We start from the raw sequence: 5,421 nt of genomic DNA on the forward strand, positions 1-5,421 counted from the left end.
TACGAGGACGACCCTCCGCCTTGCGATCGCACGCACCAGACGCCGCGGGGCCCGCCCTTCGGGCGGACGACGGGACTTTCGAAACACGCCCTAGAACGAGGCGATGACGCGGTCGGCGAGGATGTAGACGTTTTCCTTGCCGCAGGAGAAGGTCAGGGCGTACGCGCCGGAGACGCCGGAGCCGCCCAGCAGCACCGGGTGCTCACCTGCGAGCAGCGACTCGGCGAGGCGCTCGGCCGTCTCGCGGTGGCCGGGGGTCATACAGAGCGTGGTGCCGTCGGCGAAGACATAGACGTCGAGGGTGCCGAGCGGGCCGGGGCGCACATCGGCGAGTTCCGTATGGCTGTCGGCGAGCTCTTCGAGGCGGTTCACGGTGCGCTCGTGGTCGGTGACGACCGGGGTCTGCACCGGAACGAAGTCGGGGTGCGAGGGGTGACGGCGGCGAGCCGCGGCCAGCTCGGGGGAGTCCTCGGCGAACTCCGCCGTCTCAGGCAGCTCGGTGATGTCCGCCAGCTCGGCCAGCTCCGTCAGCTCTTCGAGCGCCTCGGTGGCGTCGAGGTCCATCGCATCGAGGCCCGCGAAGTCTGCCTGGCGCGGCATGAAGAACGGCGCGTCCTCGCCGATCCCGGTCAGGCCGCCCAGCAGGGACGGGGTGTCGGCGGCATCGCGCGCTTCCTGGGTGGCCCAGAAGGCGCGGGCCTCGGCGAGCTCGCGCTCACGCTCCTCGGCGAGTGCTTCGGCCACGGCCGCGCGTATCTCGGCAGCCGGGGTCACGTCGTTGCGGCTCTGTGCGGGTACGGCGGCACCATGGGCGCGGGCCACGGTCAGCTCCGTACGAAGGGCCGTGATCTGCTTGCGCAGCCCGTGAGCAGCGCACAGAGCAGCAGCGCCGACGGCCGTGGCAGCGACGGTGGTCAGCAACAGGGCAAGAGGCATGGCGCTCACTGACGTACTCCCGGATTCAATCGATTCCCCGACTTCCTACCTCAGCTTGTCCTCTGTCTGCGCCTGGTGTCAGTGCATTACGTCACGAATTGGACAGTTCTTTGGGTTTGGGGTTTAACCACGTTACGGGCGTGACCTGCGGGAATGGCTCTCCCCCAGGAGATAAATCACATCCTGGGGGAGATTCGGTCACGATTGGGGCTCGGAAGCAGGGGTGGCCTGAGGTGCGAAGACGACCCCTACCCTCCGCTGCAGCTCAGCTCAGCCGCTCGATCACCATCGCCATGCCCTGGCCGCCGCCCACGCACATGGTCTCCAGACCGAACTGCTTGTCGTGGAACTGCAGGCTGTTGATCAGCGTGCCGGTGATCCGGGCGCCGGTCATGCCGAAGGGGTGGCCGACGGCGATGGCACCACCGTTGACGTTGACCTTCTCCAGCGGCAGGCCGAGGTCGCGGTAGGAGGGGATCACCTGGGCGGCGAACGCCTCGTTGATCTCGGCCAGGTCGATGTCGTCGATGGTCAGCCCGGCGCGCTTCAGCGCCTGCTTGCTGGCCTCCACCGGGCCGTAACCCATGATCTCGGGGGAGAGGCCGGAGACGCCGGTCGAGACGATCCGGGCCAGCGGGGTCAGGCCCAGCTCGCGCGCCTTGGTGTCGGACATGATCACGAGCGCGGCGGCGCCGTCGTTGAGCGGGCAGCAGTTGCCCGCGGTGACCAGGCCGTCGGGGCGGAAGACCGGCTTCAGGCCCTGCACGCCCTCCAGGGTGACGCCCGCGCGCGGGCCGTCGTCCTTCGAGACGACCGTGCCGTCCGGGGTGGTGACCGGGGTGATCTCGCGCTCCCAGAAGCCGTTCTTGATGGCTTCCTCGGCGAGGTTCTGCGAGCGGACGCCGAACTCGTCCATGTCCTGGCGGGTGACGCCCTTGAGCCGGGCCAGGTTCTCCGCGGTCTGCCCCATCGCGATGTAGGCGTCCGGGACCAGGCCGTCCTCGCGCGGGTCGTGCCAGTCCTCGCCGCCCTGCTCGGCGCGGGCCGCGGTGCGGGCCTCGGCGTCGGCGAACAGCGGGTTGTGCGTGTCCGGCAGGCTGTCGGAGTTGCCCTTCACGAAGCGGGACACCATCTCGACGCCGGCCGAGATGAAGACGTCGCCCTCGCCGGCCTTGATGGCGTGCAGCGCCATCCTGCTGGTCTGGAGGGACGACGAGCAGTAGCGGGTGACCGTACAGCCGGGAAGGTGGTCCATCCCCATCTGTATGGCGACGATGCGGCCCATGTTGTTGCCCTGCTCGCCGCCCGGGAGGCCGCAGCCGAGCATCAGGTCGTCGATGTCCTTCGGGTCCAGCTCGGGCACCTTGGCCAGCGCGGTCCGGATGACCGTGGCGGTCAGGTCGTCCGCGCGCAGGTCCTTCAGTGAACCCTTGAAGGCCCGGCCGATGGGGGAACGGGCAGCAGAGACGATCACGGCTTCGGGCATCACGCGGCTCCATGAGGGCTGGAAGGCGGGTTCTGGCAGGTGCTGACTTGGAAGTTACCTGGACGTAGATGCTGGGTCACCGGGCAGCGCATGTGACGCCGACCTCTTTTCTAAGCGACCGCTCAGTCGATCAATTGGCGGGCAGGTTGCGCGGCTCCTCGTGCGACTCCCCATACGGCTCCTCGCGCGACTCTCCGTACGGCTCCTCGTGTGCCTCCTTGTGAGAGTCCACCCGTGGCTCCCCGAGCGCCTCCGGAGGTGCCTCCCCGAGCGTCTCCGGCTGCGGCTGGGGCTCCGTGGCCGCGGGCAGACGCCGCCGCCTGCGGTGCTTGAGCAGCGCCCAGGGCGCCCGCGCCCCCGTGACCTCCGTACCGGCCTCACTGGCCGCCTGGGAGGCCGCCTCGGCCACCGGCAGCATGTCCTCGCGCCGGGCCCCGTCCAGACGGTCGGACTCCGGCCACAGCCCCAGCACCGCACAGAGCGTGGGCAGGACCGCCATCGCCGCCGTGGCGTACCCCTCCGCCGACGGGTGGTAGTTGTCCGGACCGAACAGCTCCCGCGGATTCGCCTCGAACTCCGGCCCCAGCAGGTCGCCCAGCGACACCGTGCGCCCGCCCTGCTCCACCGAACCGATCGTCTGGGCCGCCGCCAGTTGCCGGCTCACCCGCCGGGCCAGCCAGCGCAACGGCTGGTACACCGGCTCGATGGTGCCGAGATCCGGGCATGTGCCGACCACCACCTCGGCACCCGCCGTACGGAGCCTGCGCACCGCGGTGGTCAGGCAGCGAACCGACTGGGTGGCGGGCATCCGGTGCGTCACATCGTTCGCCCCGATCATGATCACGCAGACGTCAGGCGTGAGGGACGGGTCGGCGAGCAGCAGCGAGACCTGCCGCTCCAGATCGTCCGACCGGGCGCCCGGCTGCGCCACATTGCGCAGATCCACCGGCCGCTCCGACACCGCCGCGAGCCCCGATGCGAGCAGCGCCCCCGGTGTCTGCCCGGCCCGGCGCACCCCCTGCCCGGCCGCCGTCGAATCACCCAGCAACCCCAGCCGCAACGGGTCCGCGGGACCGGTGAACGCCACCCCGTACCGCCCGTCCGCGCTCGGCGGAACCGGTGCGATACCGCCGCCCACCTGCCGTTTCGCAAGCTGGACCTCCGTCAGCAGGACGCCTACCGCCGCCGCGCCGAGCAGCCCGATGCTGCCGCCACCGTAGGCCGCACCCGCTGCGATCCGCCGTGCCACCCTTGCCCTCGACACAGTCCGGTCCACCTCCTCGTTGCTGTACCGCCGTACATACAGCTAACTGCCCCGCAGCGACCGTTGCTCAATCGCCTTGCCCAATCCCGTGCCCGTACGCATACGCTTGCCGCACCATCTCGGAAACCCGGAGTACACGGTGCAATTCCACGATTCGATGATCAGTCTCGTAGGCAATACCCCGCTGGTGAGACTGCACAGTGTGGCGGCCGGCATCCAGGCGACGGTCCTGGCCAAGGTCGAGTACTTCAATCCCGGCGGTTCGGTCAAGGACCGCATCGCCCTGCGCATGATCGAGGCCGCCGAACAGAGCGGCGAGCTGCAGCCTGGCGGCACGATCGTCGAGCCGACCAGCGGCAATACGGGCGTCGGCCTGGCGATCGTCGCCCAGCAGAAGGGATACAAGTGCATCTTTGTCTGCCCGGACAAGGTGTCCACGGACAAGATCAATGTGCTGCGTGCCTACGGTGCCGAGGTCGTCGTCTGCCCGACGGCTGTTGACCCCGAGCACCCCGACTCGTACTACAACGTCTCCGACCGGCTGGTCCGCGAGACGCCGGGAGCCTGGAAGCCCGACCAGTACTCCAACCCGAACAACCCGCGCTCGCACTACGAGACCACCGGTCCGGAGCTGTGGGAGCAGACGGACGGGAAGATCACCCACTTCGTCGCGGGCGTGGGCACGGGCGGCACGATCAGCGGCACCGGCCGGTATCTGAAGGAGATCAGCGGCGGCTCGGTCAAGGTCGTCGGCGCGGACCCGGAGGGCTCGGTCTACTCCGGCGGCTCCGGGCGCCCGTACCTCGTCGAGGGTGTCGGCGAGGACTTCTGGCCGAGCGCGTACGACCGGACGGTCACGGATGAGATCGTCGCCGTGTCCGACAAGGACTCCTTCCAGATGACCCGCCGCCTCGCCAAGGAGGAGGGCCTGCTGGTCGGGGGCTCCTGCGGCATGGCGGTCGTCGCCGCCCTGGAGGTCGCGAAGCGACTGGGCCCGGACGACGTGGTCGTCGTCCTGCTGCCCGACAGCGGCCGCGGCTACCTGAGCAAGATCTTCAACGACGAGTGGATGGCCGACTACGGCTTCCTGGAGGACACCGGCCCGTCCGCACGCGTCGGGGACGTACTCGACTACAAGGACGGCCCGATCCCGACGCTCGTCCACATGCACCCCGAGGAGACCGTCGGCGAGGCGATCGAGGTCCTGCGTGAGTACGGCGTCTCGCAAATGCCGATCGTGAAGCCGGGCGCGGGCCACCCGGACGTGATGGCCGCCGAGGTCATCGGTTCGGTGGTGGAGCGGGAACTGCTGAACGCGCTGTTCGCGCAGCGCGCCTCGCTCTCCGACCCGCTGGAGAAGCACATGTCGCCGCCGCTGCCGCAGGTCGGCTCCGGCGAACCGGTCGAGGACCTGATGGCGGTGCTCGGCGGCACGAATGCGGCGGACGCGGCGATCGTGCTGGTGGAGGGCAAGCCGAAGGGCGTCGTCAGCAGGCAGGACCTGCTGGCGTTCCTCGCCAAGGACGCGGGTGCCGGCAAGCCGTAACGGTCCGGGACGCCGGGCTTCGCGAAAACGGTACAAGTGGGATACGTACACGTACGCGCAGCACCGGCTTAACACGGCTCCGGGCACATTGGTGGGTGTCGGCAGGGAAGCCCAGGACAGTGGAGCGCGGCGAGCAGCCGCCCGTGGGCTCCGAGCCTGTCGGGTGACCTCCGCCCGGTCGGAGGTCAC

The 5,421-nt window shown here is 69.6% G+C and carries 4 protein-coding genes; 1 reads left to right on the forward strand and 3 read right to left on the reverse strand.

Annotation, left to right across the window (positions count from 1 at the left end; genetic code table 11):
• Nucleotides 1-90 precede the first annotated feature (90 nt).
• The 3 genes from ABT115_RS30530 to ABT115_RS30540 form a co-directional block, all read right to left on the reverse strand.
• A complete protein-coding gene (locus tag ABT115_RS30530; RefSeq protein ID WP_502969196.1) occupies nucleotides 91-921 on the reverse strand; it encodes a hypothetical protein in 831 nt (276 codons plus the stop codon).
• A gap of 280 nt (nucleotides 922-1,201) precedes the next feature.
• On the reverse strand, nucleotides 1,202-2,422 hold the full coding sequence (locus tag ABT115_RS30535) for an acetyl-CoA C-acetyltransferase (protein WP_351796677.1): 1,221 nt from the start codon (nucleotides 2,420-2,422) through the stop codon (nucleotides 1,202-1,204).
• Nucleotides 2,423-2,552: 130 nt separating this feature from the next.
• The gene (locus tag ABT115_RS30540) at nucleotides 2,553-3,671 is read right to left on the reverse strand and encodes an SGNH/GDSL hydrolase family protein (protein ID WP_351796684.1); all 1,119 of its coding nucleotides are present in this window, start codon (nucleotides 3,669-3,671) and stop codon (nucleotides 2,553-2,555) included.
• Nucleotides 3,672-3,825: 154 nt separating this feature from the next.
• On the opposite strand from ABT115_RS30540, the gene ABT115_RS30545 reads away from it, so the two are divergent.
• The gene (locus tag ABT115_RS30545) at nucleotides 3,826-5,232 is read left to right on the forward strand and encodes a cystathionine beta-synthase (protein ID WP_351796679.1); all 1,407 of its coding nucleotides are present in this window, start codon (nucleotides 3,826-3,828) and stop codon (nucleotides 5,230-5,232) included.
• Nucleotides 5,233-5,421: the final 189 nt, after the last annotated feature.

This window comes from Streptomyces sp. NPDC001832 (genome assembly GCF_040297265.1).
Classification (GTDB): Bacteria; Actinomycetota; Actinomycetes; order Streptomycetales; family Streptomycetaceae; genus Streptomyces.